Raw genomic sequence first — 16,643 nt, forward strand, 5'->3', positions numbered from 1 at the left:
AAACGCTGTACAATATACAACATAAGACCTGACAACTACGTAGCTTCTTATTGATGACCTCTTTCTGTCTGAACTGTGACGTTATGAAAATAGATAAAGGATGCCCATTTATGGATACGGCGACTTCCTCTAAGCTTAAGCAGCGGCGCCTGGCGCGACCAACCGCCGCGCAGGCTCGTTTCGCGTTTATTATTCTATTAATTATAAATATTCTCAATTATACGGATCGTTCTATCCTGGCGGCGGTACAGGTTACTATTCAACATGAATTTCACCTGACTGATGTGGAATTGGGATTGCTGAACTCTTCGTTCCTGTTTATCTATGGATTGGCGACGCTACCGATCGGCATCTGGGCGGATCGCGGTATTCGTAAGAATATCGTCGCGGCCTGCGTGGGGATCTGGAGCGTGGCGACGGCGTTGAGCGGCCTGACCCACAACTTTATTCAGCTCTTTCTGACACGCTCAATCCTGGGGATCGGTGAGGCTGGCTATGCGCCGGCATCGGTGTCGCTGATCGGCGACTATTTCAATAAAGAGCGGCGCGGCTTCATGCTCTCGGTCTGGTCGGTCGGCAACCTGATCGGGACCGCCCTGGGACTGATCATGGGTGGTATTCTGGCGGAGGCGTTGGGGTGGCGCTGGGTCTTCTATATCGTTGGCCTGCCGGGCCTGCTGGCTGCCTTCTTTATCTGGCGCTCGGTCGAGCCGAGGCGCGGCGCCTTTGATATTGAGGGTGAAGACGAGGATGGCGATGAGGCGGCCGCCGCCCACGGCAGCATCGGCGGCAACATCCTGCAGGTTGTGCGGCAGCTCTCGAAGACGCCCACCTACTGGGTACTGGTCGCCGCCTTCATCTGCAGCTTCTTTATCGTCGGGGCCGCGCTCTCCTGGATCCCGACCTTCCTGCACCGCGAGTTTCAACTGAGCGTGGCGAAGGCTGGCTCTATCTCGGGTGGCGTGCTGGCTGGTGGCAGCCTCGTCGGTACCCTGATCGGCGGCTGGCTGGCGGACTTCCTGCAGCGACGACTGCCGCAGGGGCGTATGATCATCACCGCCGTAGCCTTCCTGGTCGGTGCGCCCCTGACCTGGATCGCGATGAATATGAAATCTCTACCTGCCTTCATCGCTGTCTTCTCCCTGGCGATTATCTGCCTGAGCCTCTGCCTGGGTCCGATTCAGGCCATCATCCAGGATATTACGGTCCCCAATATTCGCTCCACGGCGGTCGGCCTGGCGCTTTTACTGGGACACCTGCTGGGTGACGCGGCCTCGCCGTTGATCGTGGGCGCCATCAGCGATAAAACGCACTCGCTCGGTTTTGCGCTGCAGATCACAGGCCCCACCTGTCTGTTTCTGGCTGGCCTGATCTGTCTCATCGGCGTCAAAACGGTGGCGGGCGATATTCAGCGGGCGCATCGGCGTATCAACCGGCGCGGCGGAGGGGTATCCACAAGGTAATAGAAGAAGCCGCCTACTTACGTAGGCGGCTTGCTTTTTTTGAAGCGGGTTACGGGGATCGAACCCGTGATCTCAACTTTGGGAAAGTTGCATGTTAGCCACTACACCAAACCCGCGCTGTCATTGTTACTGACAAGACGAATTATAGCCGATCGAGGGTATGTTGTCAAGCTTTTTTATTGCTGAATTTGTGTCATGGACAGAAAACGCGTCAACTATGGTATGATTAAAATAAAAAGCAACGAAACTCTTCTTCAGGCGTATACTGTACGTACCATAAATCAGGCTCGAAATTATCAACACTTATCGATGTCAGGAGGATGCTATGGGGCTTTTTTCTCGCCTCGCCAACCTGTTCCAGATCCGGGCCAGCGCCGCCCTCGACAAGGCTGAAGATCCCGGGCAGGTGATGGATTATTCCTACAATAAGCAGTTGGAGCAGTTGCAGCAGCTCAGACGCTCGGTCGCCGATGTGGTCACCCAGGAGAAACGTTTAGAATTGCAGCAGTCGCAGCTGCAGGAGAAGTTGAACAAGCTCGATTCCCAGGCTCAGCTGGCGTTGCGTGCCAACCGGGAGGACCTGGCGCGCATGGCGCTGCAGCGCAAAGAGGTCCTGATCGTGCAGTTGAATGGCTACGAGCAGCAGATCGCGCAGCTCAAGGCCCAGGAAGAGAAGCTGATTACGATGGAGCGGACCGTCTCTGCGCGTATCGAGACGTTCCGTACGCAGAAGGAGATGGTGAAGGCGCAGTATAGCGCGGCACAGGCACAGGTGAAGATCAACGAGGCGGTCACCGGCATCTCGCAGGAGATGACCGAGATGAACCTGGCCATGCAGCGTGCCCAGAACAAAGTTCTGGACATGCAGGCACGTGCCAACGCTATGGACACCCTGATCGAGCAGGGCACGCTTGGTGAGCAGGGGCTCCTCGGCGCCGGCAGCGGCGATACGCTTGACCGCGAACTGCAACAGATTGCCGCCGAGCAAAATGTGGAGTCACAATTGCAGGCCTTAAAGCAACAGCTGCAGCTCGAAGGTCCAGATGCTCAATACAAACAAATTAAAGGGCCAGCTACTGAAATGTAGTCTAGCCCTTCTTCTGTTCCTTTTCCTTACGCGCCTTGTCTTTATAGTACGATTTTGGCTTTGGACGACGCTCGGTATCTATGTAGGCTGCGGGAGCGGCATCTTCGCGCGCCGCGATCTCGGCATCGTCGCGCTCGCTGATCAACTCCTGTAGATCATTGTAGACGTTGTAGTTATCCAATGTTTCAGGCATGCGCAACATGTGACGCAGCACCTGTACCTGAGAGATACTCGTGCGGTCATTTCTAGCAGCCTCTGCCTTTTTCAACAGTTTCTCTACCAGGTCCATGCTATCATCATGCGCCCCAATACCCTCGAGCCGCTCTCTCACCACCAATAACTGCTCATATAAGTTCATTTCGACACTCCTCATAAATGGCAGGTCTCAAAAATCTTTTAAAGTTATGGTAACATAGAGCATAAAACCCGTCAAATAAAATGGACCAACGGTCGCCTTTTCTTTTCTTTTGGTGCCGCCTGCGGCGGCGCGAGAGAGGGGGAGGAATGACTATTGGGGGACACCCCAAATCCCCGGCAGGAGGGCTAGCCGCCCTCCTGCACTACCCGCTTTTGTGGTGCCTGCGGCGACATGAGGAGGAGAAGAGACTATTGGGGGTGTCCCCCAAACCTCCGGCAGGAGGGCGGCTAGCCGCCCTCCTGCACTACCCGCTTTATCGGGGGACGAAGACGCCGACGGCGTTTTCGTGCGCGGCGTCTTCCGTTTCGTTGTGTTCTACGGCCTCGACGGAGACGAGGTTGGTGTAGAAGGTGCTGCCCCCGTTGAAGTCGGCCAGGCGGTCCGAGGTGGTCCAGTTGACGTTGCGCCGGTCGGGGCTGAACTTTGGCCACCAGACGGTGGTGGTCGCCAGAACGCCAGGGCGCACATCCTCTGAGACGTCAGCTACGAGGTGGCACCAGCCGCGTTCGTTGCCAACCTTGACCATCTGCCCGTTGCGAATGCCGCGTACCTTTGCATCCTCTGGATTGATGCGCAGGGTGGGCGTGCGCTCCTTGGAGATCAGCGTCGGCTGATTGGCGAAGGTTGAGCTAACAAAGTGGTGGGCCGCCGGATTGAGCAGGGGCAGCAGCTCGTCCTTGCCTGCGATCTGCGCCGTCGCAGGGCGTGTCTCGACCTCGGGCACCCAGTCGGGCACTGGATCATAGCCTTTGGCCAGCGCCTGCTCGGAATAGAATTCGACCTTCTGTGAGGGCGTGCGGAACACGCCATCCTGGAATGGTACCCGCTCGTTTTCGGGGATGGTCAGTGGGATCGAACCTTCCGCCTTCAGGCGTTCTAGCGTGATGCCCTGCAGGGTGGGCTGTTTGCCGGCGGTCGCCGCCAGCACCTCTGCGATCACGGACTCGGCGTCCTGCTGCAGCCACGGTTCCTCGAAACCCATGGCCGCCGCCAGCGCGCGCATGACGTCCCAGTTGCTGCGCGCCTCGCCCTGTGGCTCGATGGCGGGCGTATTATACTGCAGGGACAGGTGCCCGTACGGTTTGTGCAGGTCCACCTGCTCCAGCTGGCTGGTCGCCGGCAGGATAATATCGGCGTAGCGCGCCGTGTCGGTCTCGAACAGATCGTGAACCACCGTGAAGAGATCCTCGCGCAGCAGTCCCTCAATCACCTTGCCCGAGTTGGGCGTGGAGGCCGCCGGATTGCCATTGTAGACGTAGAGCGAGTAGACCGGGGGATCGGCCTCGCCAGTCAGGACGGCGCCCAGACGGTTCATGTTCAGGCTACGTGTGGGCGGGGGACAGCTCTCCTCGTGCGCATGCCCAAGGGCCGCCTTATCCCACTTCAGCCAGTCGCTGGTACTGTACATCAGGCCACCGCCGCGTACGCCGTATTGTCCCACCACGGCCGGCAGGCTGACCAGGGTGCGTACCGTCTGACCACCATTGGTATGCCGGTTGATGCCATCTGAGATGCGCAGCATGGCCGGTTTCGTCGTGGCATAGGCGCGGGCAAGCTCCACGATCGTCTCGCGGGCCAGCCCCGTGATAGCAGCCCCGCGCTCGGGCGGATACTGCATGATGCGTTCGCGCAGCTGTTCCCAGCCGACGGTATGCTGCTCGATCCACGCCTCATCGTGCAGACCCTCGCTCACCATCACATGCATCATCGACAGGGCCAGGGCCGCGTCCGTACCAGGCAACGGCTGGATATGCTGATCCGCCGAGCGAGCGGTCAATGTGCGAATGGGATCGATCACCACGATGCGCGCGCCCTTGCGCTGCGCCTCGCGAAGGAAGGGGACCACGTGGGGCGCCGTGCTGGCGGGATTACTGCCCCAGATCAGGATCAACTTGCTGTGCACCACGTCCTCAGGCGAGGGGGCCAGGCGTCCACCGATGGTCAGCATCACAGCATCTTCGGCGGCATAGCCACAGATCGCGCGCACCAGCTGGCTGGCGCCCAGGCGATTCCAGAAGCGGGCATCGGTCACGCCGCCCTGCACCAGGCCCAGCGTCCCCGCGTAGCTATAGGGTAAAATACAATCAGCGCCATGCTGCGCGCTGATCTGCCGCCAGCGCTCGGAGATCTCCGCCAGCGCCTCATCCCAGGAAATACGCGTAAACTGACCGCTCCCCTTGGGACCGCTGCGGCGCAAAGGATACAGCACCCGCTCCGGGTGATAGACGCGCTCCAGGTAGCGATTGACCTTGGCACACAGCCAGCCGCGCGTCACCGGATGATTTGATCGCCCCCGCACGCTCACCGCGCGCCCATTCTCATCCACATGCGTCTCCAACGCGCACGTATCAGGGCAATCATGAGGACAGGCCCCATAAACCACGCGCAGACCGCGCTCCCCCTTCTCTCTCTCTCCAGATACTCTCACCGACATACTCTCTTTCATACGTTCGGACCTCGTGTCCGATTATCTCTCGGCTCTCGAAAATGTCCCCATCATGCGTCGGACCTCGCGTCCGATTAGATTAATCCTCCCACGTGCCCTCGCCGGTCAACCAATCCAGTATAGCATCGGGCATCAAAGAGGCGGCGGCATGGCGCTGCGAGCTGCGTGGCAGGCTATGCAAGACGGTTGAGCCGTACTCTTTGGAGGTGATGCGTCGGTCGAAGAGGACCACCGCGTTGCGCCTGCCGTCTCCCCACATGAAGCGGTTGATGGCCCGATTGACCCTTAGGGTAGCGATCGGCACGGCCAGCTGGCGCAGCTGGTCGGCATAGTGTTCGGCCCGCGCCGCCATTGGCGGATCGTTTAGCACCGGCATGGGCAGGCGGGAAATAAACAGGCAGGCTGGCGAACGCACGATCTCGTCGGCATGATCCCAGAAGCTGCCCGTCCCCAGAATCACCACCCGCTCCTGCGACTGGAAGACCTGCCACAGCTGGCGTGGCGAGCCATCGGCCCCCTGTCCCAGCACGAGGATGTTGCGCGCCTCAAGGATAGGTTTGATCGCGGTATAGGTGCTGCGCAACGCGGCATGCGATGTGAAGAGGGCCACCACCTGCCCTTCAAGGGCTGTGGCCAGGTTCACCAGCGTGTCGTCCAGGTGGCGCTGATACTGGGGAGCATTGGGCTCCGGCACATCGTTTGGCAGATACAGCAGCGTCTGCTCCTGGTGCTCAGTGACTGCCGAGCAGACGGCCACGGAATCCTGGTCGAGCCCCAGGCGCTGGCGCGCGAAGGAGAATGTGCCATCCACCGAAAAGGCCGTGCCGGCGAAGATCGTGCTGGCTCGCTCCTTGAGCAGCAGTTGCCTCAGCATGCTGGATGTATGTATGAGCTGCGAATAGAGGATCGGCGCGGGCTCGATAGAGATCGCGCTGGAGCCGGGCTCGGCGACCTTTCTGTTCGCGTGCTGCTGAGCCGCCGTGGGAGGAGTCGGCGGCATGCGCAGCCAGTAGACAGAATCCCCTTCTTCCAGAGATGTGGCCCGCTTCACCATCTGTAGTTGCTCGGTCAGCTGATAGGCGGCTGCCACCAGCTCGGATGCCACCGACGTATCCTCGCCGCTCCCCTGATCCTGGCGGCGGCGATTGTTCTGCCGGGCCAGAATGCGCCGCTCACCATCATTGGCCAGGTCGATGACCGAGCGCAGACGCTGCTCCACCTGTTGCCACGCCTGCTCCACCTCGTTCCACGCGCCCAATTGGCGTATATGGTTTGTTAGCCGCAACGGCTGATCTGGTCGCTGTTCATAACCTCGCGCTTGCCCTCGACCCTTGTCGCGTCCATGCTGCTGGACGGACTCATCGACCAGGCTGCTAAAGGCCAGAAAGAGGCGCCCCACGGCCATGCGTGCCTGGCGCAACGTCTGAAACCACTGCAGCAGCCGCTGGTCCAGTTCGGACTTGGGCACGGTCGGCGTGGTGGATAAGCCGCCGGGACCATTATCGCGCAGCGAGGGCGCCGCCAGGGCCAGCAGACCCTGATAGCGTCCATCGGCCAGCTCGGCACCGATGGTATTGAGGACCCGCAGCACCTGCAGCTGATCGAACTCTGTGCCGCCCCAGCGGATATTCTCTTCCTCAATCAGATCGGCATCCAGTATCAGGCGCCGATCAATCTCGGCCAGCAGCGGCTGCCGCAATGAGAGATCATCAAACAGGCCGGCATGCGTCGTCACCACGATGCGGGCGGCCCGCACGCGCTCCTCAGCCAGGCTCACAAAGCAATATCCCTTGCTGCGATAGGTACAGCGCTGATACGTTTTCTCGAAGCGCTCATCGACCGATCGCCTCTGCTCGAAGCTGGATGAGATGCGATCCCAGGCCGTAATCTCTTGCTGCAGCAGTGTCAGCTCGCTGCGATCGCCCTGCAGCGTCTCATGAGTCCACAGGCGCAGCTTGGCCAGTCCACGCGCCTGCTCGGCCGTCAGCTCTCCGCTGGTACGCCGCATGGCGGCCCCGAACCAGCGATGGGTACATAGATAGCCCCCATGCTCCGCCAGGTAGGCCACCGAATGGTCGGACCTCATCTTTTGTTGCAGCAGGGGCAATGTCGTATCGATCAGGCGCCGCGCGCTCTGCTGATTGGCGCAGGCAATGACCAGCCGGCGTGGACCATTCGTTTCAGTATTGGGGTCGGTGGAAGGAGGGGTATCTAGCCACTCCAGTGCCGCGAGCAGGGCCGCCGTATAGTCATGGCCGCCCAGCGTCAGTTCCAGCAGCAGCGGCTCACGCTGCTCCAGCGAGCTAAGAATAGCCTGGCGCGCAACCTCGTTGCCGCGCACGGCCGGAGTCTCAACGGGCACATCGGCAACTGGCAGCGCGTCAGCGGCGGGCGACTCCTCGGCGTCCTGCGGGCGTCCAATTGCGAACGAGAGCACACGTGGATCCATGCCCAGCTGAGAGGCGAAGCGATCGCCCAGGCTGCCACGCGAGAGCCTGCCGACCACGCCATCGCGCTCCTGCCGATCGCGCACCTCCTGGCGAAAAAAGTGCAGCAGCGGCCATGAACGCGGCGCATCCAGATTGGCCAGGTCGTTCAGCACATCCAGGTCCACCGCCTGCAGGCGTTGATGCAGAGCGTTAAAGACCTCCATCGCCAGCACGGTATCGACCATCGCGCGGTGCCGATCGTGCGGCACACGTACCCCCAGCGCCTCGGCCACCTGCCCCAGGTTATAGCTGACCAGCGACGGCAGCAGTACAGTTGCCAGTTCAAAAGTATCGATAAGCGGATTAGTACGCGCTATGCCGCGCATGCGCAAAAAGCCGGCATCAAACGGGATGCTATGCCCGACAATAGGGAGATCGCCAAGGAAGTACTGCAATTTGTTTGCCACAGCGGAAAAAGGAGGGGCGCCAGCAAGGTGCTCTGGCTTGATGCCGGTCAGGCGTTGTACGCGATAGGGAATCGAACGGCCGGGGGCCACAAAAGTCTCTAATGTATCGATTATTTCGGTCCCCTGAAATTTGACGGCGGCAATCTCAAGAATAGTATCTTGCTCGGGATGTAAGCCAGTCGTTTCTAGATCAAGGGCAACACGAATGGCAGATCGTTTCGCCATAGATTATCGGTCCTCATCTCTCTCGGCTACTTTCAATAAATATCATCCCCGGCACTATGTAGGAGAGGAAGGGGATGGCGGCCAGTGTTCGAGCAAGGCTCGGGCTTTTAATGCGGCCCGCCCACGATGGCTGATGCTATTTTTGTGCTCTGGCTCGATTTCGGCGGTCGTCTTCCCCAATTCTGGAACCAGAAAGATCGGATCATAGCCAAAGCCATTGCTACCACGAGGGGGGTCAGTGATCAGACCTTCGATCGACCCTTCAACACTCTGATGATAGCCCGAAGGTTCGGCGATGGTAATCACACATTTAAAGCGAGCGGTCCGCTTCTCCGGTGGTACACCGCGTAAGCGATCGAAGAGAATAGGGAAGCGTTTCTCGTAGGGGGTATCTACGCCAGCAAAACGTGCTGAATAAACGCCTGGAGCCCCGCCCAGTGCATCGATTTCCAAACCAGAGTCATCAGCGAGAGAGAGTGTCCCCGAAGCACGTGCGTATGCCAGGGCTTTTAATTCTGCGTTTTCTTGAAAAGTTGTTCCGGTCTCCTCAACATCAAAATCGATATGAACATCGTTGAGCGAAAGCAATTCATACGGTAGATTCGCGAAGATTGCTCGATACTCTTCCAACTTATGACGATTTGTGGTTGCTACCAATAGGGCGCGCATATAAGACTCCAAACTAGGCGGAACCGAAACATTGCCACCATTCTACCATAAGACGGTAGAGTTGTCGAGAAAAAAAGAGGGTGTGAGGATGTGGGATGCACGCCCGGCGTGCATCCCACATCCTCACACCGTAACGACGAAACACCGTAGGCGAGGATGCTGGGGGCATCCTCAACCGGGCTTGCCCCGGCTTGTCGCGAAGCGACCCCGTACCCTCACGATCAAGCTCCTCGTGGTATTTTTCACGCATTCTTGCGAAGCATAGAAAAATTGCAAAAAAATGCTTGACATAGTACTGGTTTACATGTATAATCCGCAGTGTTAAGAGAAACGCGGCACATAAGCCTGCTTCTCATAACAAACAATACCCAGCCGATGTAGCTCAGGGGTAGAGCAACGCTTTCGTAAAGCGTCGGTCGTCGGTTCAATTCCGACCATCGGCTCTTTTTTATGTTTAAGGCCAGTATAAAGCCACTTTTGAAGCGGCTTTATACTGGCCTTATTTTTCTCTCTATTGTGCTGGCGGCTGGCCTTAGGAGGTCAGGGAGCGGAGGAGGTAGGCGGTGAACTCGCGATGCTGCTCCTCGTCGACCATGCGTAGATCTCTCATCAGTGTGAGCAGGGTCAGGATCTGGCCGGCGATCAGGGCGTCGGTAACGACGGTGCGTACACTTTCATCCTGGATGTTAAGGGTAGCGTCCGTGGCGGTGGTGCGATGCACGAGCATGTGGTTGACCGATGATTGAAAATCACCAGAGATCTTGTCGCGCAAATCTTCTATAGCTTGTTGATACGTTCTATCCTGCATTGATCTTTCCTCCAGATCACATTTCGCATATATATAATGCTATCTATCTATCTTATCTCCAATAACGATATATTAAAAATGCAGTAACGATAAAAGCAGGTGGCAATTGGTTGAAGCGATGAGCCTGTGAATAGTATAACAAGTAGCCGCGCTGCTATATTAGTCGATCGTGGCACTTGATATTCCCATGATATTCATATTGAGAAGCTCATTGCTAGCTTACCTTTATTAAAGGCAAGCTAGCAAAAATTGGCTATGCAAGGCATGCCCTGATCCCCATATTACTATTTCAGTAACGGAAAATGTATGTTTGCAGGATGCCTCAACCTTCTATAGCGGGTACTTTTTAGTTTTGATGGTGCTGGCGACCTCTTATTATATCTTAGATCGATATGCTTTTATGGCAGGATTGAAGGATATGGCTTCTTGGGGCTCTTTATAATGACGACGAGTGTACAAATGACATCGCTTTTACGCGTATATATGTACTCTCAATGAGAATAAGACAGTCAAAGAGATTGTCCAGATAAAGAAAACAATGCCGAAAGGAAAGTTTTATGGCTACTACATCTGTACGTGAGGAAGTTCGTGGACAAGCTGGCAAAGCAGGCCCTATCGAAGCTATGCCGCTTATTTTAGCCACTCTGATGTCTCGCCGCGAGGAGCGTGATGAGAACGATGGCATCCAGCATCCACTATTGCTGGCGACCTTGCTGGCGCGCCGTGCCGAGAAGGACGTGGAAAGTGGTATCCCGAATCCACTGTTGCTGGCGACCTTGCTGGCCCGTCGTGGTGAGAAAAGCGAAGAGGGTGGCATCAACCCGATTGTGCTGATGACCTTGCTGGCCCGTCGTGGTGAGAAAAGCGAAGAGGGTGGCATCAACCCGATTGTGCTGATGACCTTGCTGGCCCGTCGTGGTGAGAAAAGCGAAGAGGGTGGCATCAACCCGATTGTGCTGGCGACCTTGCTGGCCCGCCGTGGTGAGAAAGGCGAAGAGGGTGAAGAGGGCTTCGGCATCAACCCGATTGTGCTGGCTGCGCTGATGGCTCGCCGCCGCGAGCATAGAGGAGGCGGCATCCTCCCGGTCGTGCTGGCTGCTTTGATGGCGCGCCGCCGTGGTGAAAAGGAAGAGGGCGAAGAGGGCTTCGGCATCAATCCAGTTGTGCTGGCCACCCTGATGGGCCGCCGTGAGGAGCACGAGGAAGAGGGCTTCGGCATTAATCCAGTTGTGCTGGCCACCTTGATGGGCCGTCGTGAGGAGCGCGAGAAGCAGAACGTCTAGTGTCACGTGGTACCCCGGGGGAGCGGCGTCCTGTCTCTCAGGAAGCAGTGCGCCCCCTCGCGGGCGTCCGCTGGTGCCCTTTTTATTTGTGGTGTAGAAAATCGCGCACCCTCAGAGATGATGAAAGGGAAGCATAATCGTGAAAAATAATCCCGGACAATCGGCCAGTCAGAGCACCATAGATCCGATAGTCGAAGCACTTATCAAAGAGCTGATTGGAGGTGCTTCCTATCAAAAATCTTCATCGCGCGGTGAGGATAAGATCACGGCGGTCCTGGCGGAAGCCTATATGGCCTCCTTGAAACCTTCGGAACAGGCTCAGGGGGCGCCGGGGACATCGTTGGAAACGATCGTCCTTGCCGAGGCGCTGGCCCCCGCGCTGGCGGAAGCGCTCGCCCCGGTCCTGGCGGAAGAACTGGCTCCCGCGCTGGTGAAGGCTCTGGCGAAAATGCCAGATATCCTGGAAAGCAAGCAGGGATCCAGCTCCAAAAGAGGTTCTGACAAACAAGAAACTGATTAATGCTGTGGACGCGCCCCTCGCGGGCGCCTGTTTCTTTTCCGTACGCATCCCCGCCTCTCAATGATGGCTACTTGAGATCGAACAGGGGGCAGCGCTGGCGAAATTCTGCGACCAGTTTGTCTACCTTCAGAATGGGCCTGTGCATTGCGGAAGGCGTTGAGACATTGAGGGTTAAGATCTTGCTGTTGATGCGGCGCAGGGCCTCGTCGTATTCAGTGGCGGCCTTCTCTACGGAGGCATTGAAGCGGCGCTTCTCGCTTTCAAAGGGAGCCAGCCTGCGCGCGGTCAGGCGCTGATGTTGCGAGATCAGGTACTGAATCTTTTTTGTGGCCCGGTCCAGGTCGGCGTCGATCTGCTTCTGCAGCTCGATCTCTAAGGGCACAAAGCCATTATCCTTCAGGAGTTTGTTGGCCATGCTGTGTTCATCCCTGGATGACATATCCAGCTGAAGTGGCTTCCCCATCCCCTTCAGATTGTCAAAGTCCCCGCGTTCCTGCGCCTGGCGGATCATTTCTTCTACATAGTCTCCCATGCGTCGTCCGCGATAGGTGTGGCGCTGCTGCTCCTCCGTATCTACATCGGGTTGCTCTGCTTTCTTGCGCCAATCGACAAATTTCATGCAGCACTCTCATTCCTTATATAGAGACGTCTTTATTCCTTTCTTTCTCTATCTATTATAACGCGTTTGATGGCGCTGCGGGCAACCTCATAGGCGGCGGATAGTGGAATATCGTGCGCCTTTGCCACGCGCTGGCACTCCTCGTACTCGGGCGCGGCCTGGATCAGCTGGCCGCCCAGGCGCTTGACCTTGACCAGCATTGGGCCCAGCTCGGTGTCGATGCGCACCTGTTCACGCTGCGCCTTGAGACGGCGAATGTGCTGTATCCTGACGCCGAGCGTAGTCGTTTCGCGCAGCAGGAGCAGGGCCAGCGGCTCTCCGAGATCGGGTGCGCACATCACGGTCAGCAAGGTGGCGGGACGATTCTTCTTCATCTGAATCGGGGTATAGGTGACATCCAGCGCACCGGCACTGAAGAGCCGTTCCATCAGACCACCCAGCAGCTCGCCGGTCATTGTATCAAGATGCGTCTCGATCACGGCCACCCAATCGCTGTCGGCTGGCTGCCCGGCTACTGTTCCACTGGAGGCTGGTTCGCCACCGGTCGACGCTGGCTGACCAAAACACATGCGTAGCGCTCCGGGCCAGTTGTGTCCGGTCGCCCCCAGACCATAGGTGGTCTGTTCAATAGACATGGTGGGAGGATCGAAGCGCGCGTGGGCCGCCAGTATGGCGGCGGCGGTTGGCGTCACCAGCTCTCCCGGCAGGACGCTGGCTTGCCAGAGCGCCGGCGACCCTCGTAGCATCTCCAGCGTCACCGGCGAGAGTACGGGCACGAGTTGCTGTTCCTTCTCCACCACCCCGCTGGTGAGGGGCAGGGGAGAAGCAAAGACGCCGCCAGGAGCCAGTTCCCGCAGACCCGCCAATACGGCCAGCATCTCATGCAGCGTAGAGGACGGCACGCGAATGGCCTCAACAGGGACTCCTGCGACGGCCGCCTCAGCCTCCACCAGGCCGTGCAGACAGTCCAGCACCTCATCGCGTAGCCGCCCAGCCTGTAAACGGCCCTCCCATTCAGACAGAGAATACCGCGCCTCGCTCTCCCCGTTCTTTATAAAGATCCGAGTCCCCTGCCCCAGTGCTTTGACGGATTCGAACTGGTATGCCTCGGCTCCAGGGGACACCCGCGCCACCGCTTCCCTCAGGCTGTCCAGCGGCAGACCGGCATCCAGCAGCGCGCTCAACAGCAGATCGCCGCTCACCCCCATTGAGCAATCGATATAAGCAATGGTATTCATGAAAATCCATCCCTTCTGGTTTAAAACGGGCAAAGACCACCGTAGGTTCGGCCCTCGTGGCCGATTTTTCCTCCCCCCACGAAAACGCCCGCCGTAGGTTCGGCCCTTGTGGCCGATTTTTCCTCGCCTTTGGTGGACATGGAATGTGCGTGGAGAGGAAATCGGCCGCGAGGGCCGAACCTACGGCTATGGAGGTCAGACGCGTTTTGGTCATGCGCATTCATACATAGAATGTATCATACATTCCCCCGTCCGCACAGTTCGTTTATATCTGCCTGTAGCTTGCTTATAGCCGGTGAATACGTGACGCGGTTCTGCTCGTGAGCGAGGCTGGCCGAAAGGGTATGGATCGCGTCATGCAGGCGATTGCGCACGGTACGGTCGGAAATCCCCAATTCCCGTGCCGCGTCCTTTTCTGTCTTGTCGGCCCAGTAGATCAACAGGACCACGGACCGCAGGCGTTCAGGGAGTCGGCTGACAACCTCGATCACTACGCTGGAATCGATTGAGCGCAGCATTAGATAAGCTTGCTCGTCTTCAATATCCAGGGGGTTATGCATATAGTCAATACATGGGGACACATGATCCAGGCTCAGCAGCAGGCGGCGGGGAATGCGGCGCCCCTTCTCGACGTGGGCTGTGCTGAGCCGTCCCTCGCGTAGCATAAACGAGCGATAGACATGCATGCGTTCATAGCGCACACAGTGGATAAAGTTTTCTTCCCAGAAGTGGCGTAGGGGATCGAAGATGGCTTTTAAAATTGCTTCATTTAAATCTGAGCATAAATCTAAGCCCATATTCCACTGTTCATCCCATCCCAACCCATAGCATTTCTGCACCACGCCACTGGCCCACAACTCGTTTTTCGCCAGCGTGCTTGCCATGATTACCTCCGCGATACGCCGGCTCCCCATGTGATCCTGATGGCGACGAGCGAAACGCAAAGATTTAACCAGCACTTCGCGCGGCAACTCCGCCCGCTCGACGACGCGCCAGAATTCTAATGAGTCATACACGGGCAGTTCATTGAATGTCTTGATGATATGCAGGCGCCGCTGCTCAATATCAATACTATACTTTTTACGGGATGCCCCCACTACTTCCACCTTATTTTCCTCAAACTATTTACACATAAAAAAAGAATGTATTGCACATCCATTCCTATAAAAATCTCGTGTGCGCTACTATATACCAGAGCCATAAAAAACGTCAATATCTATTAGCACACTTAATCCCTCTCATATACAGTACCTGAAGTTTCTCCAAAAGCGGAAATGAAATAAAGATATTTTTCTAGCGCTCCAACGAGAAAGCGGAAGGGATGGGAAGGCATCTACGCCTTCCCATCCCTTCCGCTTTCTCGTTGGAGTAAATCCTTCTTATTCGTCGGCGGCCTGGACGCGGTGGAGCTTGACAAAGTTGGTGCGCGCCCGGCTGGCCACGGGCAGCCCTCCCATGATGACCACGTATTCGCCTTGCTGGACCAGCTGGTCTTCGATGAGGCGGTGTTCAACGACCTCGATCAGCTCTTCGGTGGTGCCCGTCATCTCGATGCAGTGCGAGCTGACACCCCAGCAGAGGGCGAGCTGGCGCCGTACCCTTTCCGAGGGGGTGTAGGCCAGGATGGGAACGCGGGGACGGTCCTTGGAGATCAGGTGGGCCGTGTTGCCGGTGCGGGTGAAGACGACGATGGCCTTGACGCTCACTTCCTCGGAGAGGGCGCGCGCGGCATGGCTGACGGCCCGCGCCTGCGTGAGCCGCTGGTGTTTAGGTTGCTGCGCCGTGCGGTTGCCCGTCTCGGTTTCGAGGGCGATGCGCACCATCATCTCGACCGCTTCAATTGGATAGGCCCCGGTGGCCGTTTCGGCGCTCAGCATGACCAGGTCGGTTTTGTCCAGTACGGCGTTTGAGACATCGTTGACCTCAGCCCTGGTGGGGCGTGGATTGGTGATCATCGATTCTAACATCTGCGTGGCGGTAATCACCGGCAGACCCAGCTCGTTGCACCTGGCGATGATATGCTTCTGGATCATAGGAACCTTTTCGGGGGCCATCTCGACGCCCAGGTCGCCGCGCGCGATCATGACGCCATCGGTCACCTCAAGGATCTCATCCAGGCGGGCGATAGCCTCTGGCTTCTCAAGCTTGGCAATCAGCGGGATCGGCAAGGGATGCTTCTTATAGTTATCATTCTGTTGTAACTGAAGTTCGTGGATAAATCTTTTGGCCTCAAGGATGTCCTCCGGCTTGCGTACAAAGCTGAGGGCGACATAATCCACGTCGTGCTCGATGCCAAAGCGCAGATCCTCACGATCCTTCTCGGTCATGGCGGGCGCGCTGACCGCGACTCCTGGCAGATTGATACCCTTATGTTCTCCCAGCGGACCCCCATGCACCACCTGGCAGCGCACATCGGTAGCGTTTTTGTCCAGCACGCGCAGCTCCAGCAGACCATCGTTGAGCAGGATACGGTCACCCGGCTGTACGTCACCGGGGAGCTGCTGATAAGTGGTAGATATAATCTTTGCTGTTCCCGGCACATCGCGGCTGGTAATAGTGACCTCCGCGTTATCGACCAGCATAACGGGTTTCTTATCCTGTAGCGAGCCGGTGCGGATTTTAGGTCCCTGCAAATCCTGTAAAATAGCGATTGGGCAACGCAAGCGGTTAGAAACGGAGCGTATCCGTTCGATGACGACGGCATGTTCCTGATGTGTACCATGTGAGAAATTGAGTCGTGCCACATTCATACCGGCCTGCATCAACTCCTCTAGCCGCTCCTCACTATTGGTGGCTGGTCCTATGGTACAGACAATCTTAGTTCTACGCATGTTATCAACTATCCTTTTTTTTGCTTTTTTGTCCCTTCTGGGCGTCCATTGAGATCACCAGTGATAGCCTTGCGATGCTTTCCATATTGAGCGTTCCTCATCGAACATTTCAGCCATTCTGCCAGCATTATAGCACTCCT

At 57.4% G+C, this 16,643-nt stretch carries 13 protein-coding genes and 2 tRNA genes; 5 read left to right on the forward strand and 10 right to left on the reverse strand.

All coding sequences use genetic code 11. The features are described from left to right. Window positions 1-110 precede the first annotated feature (110 nt). The gene (locus tag AABA21_RS33065) at window positions 111-1,463 is read left to right on the forward strand and encodes a spinster family MFS transporter (protein WP_338256862.1); all 1,353 of its coding nucleotides are present in this window, start codon (window positions 111-113) and stop codon (window positions 1,461-1,463) included. A 43-nt stretch (window positions 1,464-1,506) separates the two neighbouring features. Here the strand turns inward: AABA21_RS33065 and AABA21_RS33070 are convergent. After that, window positions 1,507-1,579 (reverse strand) — tRNA-Gly (locus AABA21_RS33070). Between the two features lie 209 nt (window positions 1,580-1,788). Here AABA21_RS33070 and AABA21_RS33075 point away from each other — a divergent pair. Beyond that, window positions 1,789-2,550 carry a PspA/IM30 family protein gene (locus AABA21_RS33075; protein ID WP_338256863.1) on the forward strand — a complete coding sequence of 254 codons (762 nt, stop codon included), beginning with the start codon at window positions 1,789-1,791 and terminating at the stop codon, window positions 2,548-2,550. A gap of 1 nt (window position 2,551) precedes the next feature. Here the strand turns inward: AABA21_RS33075 and AABA21_RS33080 are convergent, their stop codons facing one another. The 4 genes from AABA21_RS33080 to AABA21_RS33095 all read right to left on the reverse strand — a co-directional run bounded on the left by AABA21_RS33080 (window position 2,552) and on the right by AABA21_RS33095 (window position 9,204). Then, entirely contained in the window at window positions 2,552-2,908 is a 357-nt protein-coding gene (locus tag AABA21_RS33080) for a hypothetical protein (RefSeq protein ID WP_338256865.1), read from the reverse strand. Between the two features lie 313 nt (window positions 2,909-3,221). Beyond that, the gene (locus AABA21_RS33085; protein WP_338256867.1) at window positions 3,222-5,396 is read right to left on the reverse strand and encodes a molybdopterin-containing oxidoreductase family protein; all 2,175 of its coding nucleotides are present in this window, start codon (window positions 5,394-5,396) and stop codon (window positions 3,222-3,224) included. 97 nt (window positions 5,397-5,493) lie between these two features. Further along, entirely contained in the window at window positions 5,494-8,535 is a 3,042-nt protein-coding gene (locus AABA21_RS33090; RefSeq protein WP_338256869.1) for an exonuclease domain-containing protein, read from the reverse strand. 54 nt (window positions 8,536-8,589) lie between these two features. Continuing rightward, on the reverse strand, window positions 8,590-9,204 hold the full coding sequence (locus AABA21_RS33095; RefSeq protein ID WP_338256871.1) for an XTP/dITP diphosphatase: 615 nt from the start codon (window positions 9,202-9,204) through the stop codon (window positions 8,590-8,592). A 371-nt stretch (window positions 9,205-9,575) separates the two neighbouring features. Here AABA21_RS33095 and AABA21_RS33100 point away from each other — a divergent pair. Beyond that, window positions 9,576-9,647, forward strand: a tRNA-Thr gene (locus AABA21_RS33100). Between the two features lie 89 nt (window positions 9,648-9,736). Here the strand turns inward: AABA21_RS33100 and AABA21_RS33105 are convergent. Beyond that, window positions 9,737-10,012, reverse strand: coding sequence for a hypothetical protein (locus tag AABA21_RS33105; RefSeq protein ID WP_338256873.1), 276 nt, complete (start codon window positions 10,010-10,012; stop codon window positions 9,737-9,739). 557 nt (window positions 10,013-10,569) lie between these two features. Between AABA21_RS33105 and AABA21_RS33110 the strand changes: the two genes are divergently transcribed. Together AABA21_RS33110 and AABA21_RS33115 are read left to right on the forward strand one after the other, a co-directional pair. Beyond that, on the forward strand, window positions 10,570-11,295 hold the full coding sequence (locus AABA21_RS33110; protein WP_338256874.1) for a hypothetical protein: 726 nt from the start codon (window positions 10,570-10,572) through the stop codon (window positions 11,293-11,295). 139 nt (window positions 11,296-11,434) lie between these two features. Next, complete coding sequence (locus AABA21_RS33115) at window positions 11,435-11,815, forward strand: hypothetical protein (RefSeq protein ID WP_338256876.1); 381 nt, start codon at window positions 11,435-11,437, stop codon at window positions 11,813-11,815. A gap of 67 nt (window positions 11,816-11,882) precedes the next feature. On the opposite strand, the gene AABA21_RS33120 is transcribed toward AABA21_RS33115, so the two are convergent. From AABA21_RS33120 to pyk, 4 genes are all read right to left on the reverse strand, one after another. Next, window positions 11,883-12,434, reverse strand: coding sequence for a DnaJ family domain-containing protein (locus tag AABA21_RS33120; RefSeq protein WP_338256877.1), 552 nt, complete (start codon window positions 12,432-12,434; stop codon window positions 11,883-11,885). Window positions 12,435-12,466: 32 nt separating this feature from the next. Beyond that, window positions 12,467-13,672, reverse strand: coding sequence for a nickel pincer cofactor biosynthesis protein LarC2 (gene larC2, locus AABA21_RS33125; protein ID WP_338256878.1), 1,206 nt, complete (start codon window positions 13,670-13,672; stop codon window positions 12,467-12,469). Window positions 13,673-13,908: 236 nt separating this feature from the next. Then, on the reverse strand, window positions 13,909-14,778 hold the full coding sequence (locus tag AABA21_RS33130) for an RNA polymerase sigma factor (RefSeq protein ID WP_338256879.1): 870 nt from the start codon (window positions 14,776-14,778) through the stop codon (window positions 13,909-13,911). A gap of 273 nt (window positions 14,779-15,051) precedes the next feature. After that, window positions 15,052-16,503, reverse strand: a complete 1,452-nt coding sequence (gene pyk / locus AABA21_RS33135) for a pyruvate kinase (RefSeq protein ID WP_338256882.1) — start codon at window positions 16,501-16,503, stop codon at window positions 15,052-15,054. Window positions 16,504-16,643 lie beyond the last annotated feature (140 nt).

The sequence above is a fragment of the Dictyobacter halimunensis genome, assembly GCF_036245075.1.